General features: G+C 65.5%; 2 protein-coding genes. Both read right to left on the reverse strand.

Annotation, left to right across the window (positions count from 1 at the left end):
• A partial coding sequence (dxs, locus tag BLX41_RS07250) for a 1-deoxy-D-xylulose-5-phosphate synthase (protein ID WP_123724603.1) occupies nucleotides 1–1,884 on the reverse strand: 1,884 nt, incomplete at its 3' end.
• Between the two features lie 112 nt (nucleotides 1,885–1,996).
• The gene (ispA, locus tag BLX41_RS07255) at nucleotides 1,997–2,884 is read right to left on the reverse strand and encodes a (2E,6E)-farnesyl diphosphate synthase (protein WP_123724336.1); all 888 of its coding nucleotides are present in this window, start codon (nucleotides 2,882–2,884) and stop codon (nucleotides 1,997–1,999) included.
• Nucleotides 2,885–2,887: the final 3 nt, after the last annotated feature.

The raw sequence follows: 2,887 nt of genomic DNA on the forward strand, positions 1-2,887 counted from the left end.
TTCCAGACGCTGGCGTACCGAAGCTTCGATGCCGGCTTCGTCGAGGCCGCATTCGGCGAGCATCTGCGCCGGTTTGGCGTGCTCGACGTAGGCATCCGGCAGGCCCAGGTGCAGGATCGGCTTGAGGATGTTCTCGCGGGCCAGGAACTCGCTGACTGCACCACCGGCGCCGCCCATGATGGCGTTCTCTTCGATGGTCACCAACAGTTCGTGACTGCCGGCAATCTCGCGGACCAGGGCTTCGTCCAGGGGTTTGACGAAACGCATGTCGACCACGGTGGCATCGAGCTTCTCGGCCACTTGCAGGGCTTCGGCCAGTTGTACGCCAAACACCAGCAGCGCGACCTGTTTGCCCTGGCGACGGATTACACCCTTGCCGATCTCGATCGGTTCCAGGTCCTTGTCGATCGGCGCATTGGGGCCGCTGCCCCGTGGATAACGCACAGCCGCCGGGCCGTTGTACAGGTGGCCGGTGCTGAGCATCTTGCGCAGCTCGTTCTCGTCGCTCGGGGTCATCACCAGCATGCCGGGGATGCAGCGCAGGTAGGACAGGTCGAAGCTGCCAGCGTGAGTCGGGCCGTCTTCGCCCACCAGACCGGCGCGGTCGATGGCGAACAGCACATCGAGGTTCTGTACCGCCACGTCATGGATCAGTTGGTCATAGCCGCGCTGCAGGAAGGTGGAGTAGATCGCCACCACCGGCTTGGCACCTTCGCAGGCCATGCCGGCCGCCAGGGTCACCGCGTGCTGCTCGGCAATCGCTACGTCGAAGTAGCGCAGCGGGAAACGCTCGCTGAAGGCCACCAGGTCGGAACCTTCCTTCATCGCCGGGGTGATGCCCACCAGGCGTGGGTCGGCAGCGGCCATGTCGCACAGCCATTCGCCGAATACAGCGGAATACTTGGGACCACCGGCCTTCTTCGGCGCAGCGGCCGGAGCGTCCAGCGGCTCCAGCTTGGTGATGGCGTGGTAGCCGATGGGATCGACTTCCGCCGGGGCGAAGCCCTTGCCCTTCTTGGTCACCACATGCAGGAACTGCGGACCCTTGAGGTCACGCATGTTGCGCAGTGTGGCGATCAGGGTCGGCAGGTCGTGGCCATCGATAGGACCGATGTAGTTCCAGCCCAGCTCTTCGAACAGGGTGCCGGGAACCAGCATGCCCTTGGCATATTCTTCGGTGCGGCGAGCGATTTCCCAGGCGCCGGGCAGGCGCGACAGCACTTTCTTGCTGCCTTCGCGCATGCTGGCGTAGGTGCGGCTGGAGAGGATCTTGGCCAGGTAGTTGGACAGGCCGCCGACATTGCGCGAGATCGACATGTCGTTGTCGTTGAGGATCACCAGCATGTTGGCGTCCACTTCCGGCGCGTGGTTCAGGGCCTCGAAGGCCATGCCCGCCGTCAGGGCGCCGTCGCCGATCACCGCAATGGCCTTGCGCTCGCTGTTCTGCAGGCGGGCGGCGATGGCCATGCCCAGGGCGGCGCTGATGGAGGTGCTGGAGTGGCCGACGCCGAAGGTGTCGTACTCGCTCTCGGAGCGCCGGGGGAAAGCCGCCAGGCCGTCTTTCTGGCGCAGGCTGGCCATCTGCTCGCGGCGTCCGGTGAGGATCTTGTGCGGATACGCCTGGTGACCCACGTCCCACACCAGCCGGTCGTCCGGGGTGTCGAACACGTAATGCAACGCGATGGTCAGCTCGATGACCCCGAGGCCGGCACCGAAATGCCCGCCGGTCTGGCCGACCGTGTAGAGCAATTCCAGGCGCAACTCATCGGCCAGGGTTTCCAGCTCGGCTTCACCTAACCGGCGCAGGCCGTCCGGCGTCTGGGCACGGTCGAGCAGCGGCGTGGTCGGGCGTTTGCGGGGAATCTCATGAAACGTCGTGGGCATCAGGCGAATCGTTATAGGTATAGAAAGAGGCGGCAGTTTACCTTATGCATCGCAAGCTGCCCACGCAGAGCGCCGAACTTGGCCGATATGCGGTCCGGCTATCGGGGGCCGATCAGCTGCGGCGCTCGACGATATACCGCGCCAGCTCGCGCAAAGGCTCGGCCGCTGCGTCAAACGGACGCAGCGCATGCAGCGCCTGGTCCCGCAATTCCAGGGCGTAATCCTTGGCTGCGGCCAGGCCCAGCAGCGCCGGGTAGGTCGGTTTGTCCCGAGCGATGTCGGCGCCCTGGCGTTTGCCCAGGGTCGCGGTATCACTTTCGACGTCGAGGATGTCGTCCTGCACCTGGAATGCCAGGCCGATGGCCTTGGCATAGGTCTGCAAGGACTTCAGTTCGTCTTTCTCGGCCCGGCCACTGGCCAGTGCGCCGAGGATGACACTGGCCTCGATCAGTGCGCCGGTCTTGTGCCGGTGCATGTATTCCAGGGCTTGCTGGTCGAGCTTGAGTCCTACCGAGCCCAGGTCGATGGCCTGGCCGCCCACCATGCCCGCCGGGCCCGCCGCCTGGGCCAGGGTGGTGACCATGCGCAGGCGGATCTCGGCACTGGCGTCGCTCAGGCCCGGGTCCAGCAGGGCACTGAAGGCCAGGCTTTGCAGGCCGTCACCGGCGAGAATCGCGCAGGCTTCATCGAAGGCCTTGTGGGTGGTGGGCTGGCCGCGACGCAGATCGTCATCGTCCATGGCCGGCAGGTCGTCGTGGACCAGGGAGTAGGCATGAATCAGTTCCACCGCGCAGGCGGCGCCGTTGGCTTGCTCGGGCTGGCCGCCCAGGGCCTCGCAGGCGGCATAGGCCAGCAGCGGGCGCACACGCTTGCCGCCATTCATCACGCTGTAGCGCATGGCTTCATAAAGGCGGGCAAGTTCGGGGCTGGGGGCGGTGAACAGGGTGTGCATTGCAGCGTCGACGCGGGCCTGACTGCTGGCCTGATAGGCGGTAATCATTCT

Source organism: Pseudomonas protegens (assembly GCF_003732485.1).
Taxonomy (GTDB): Bacteria; Pseudomonadota; Gammaproteobacteria; order Pseudomonadales; family Pseudomonadaceae; genus Aquipseudomonas; species Aquipseudomonas protegens_B.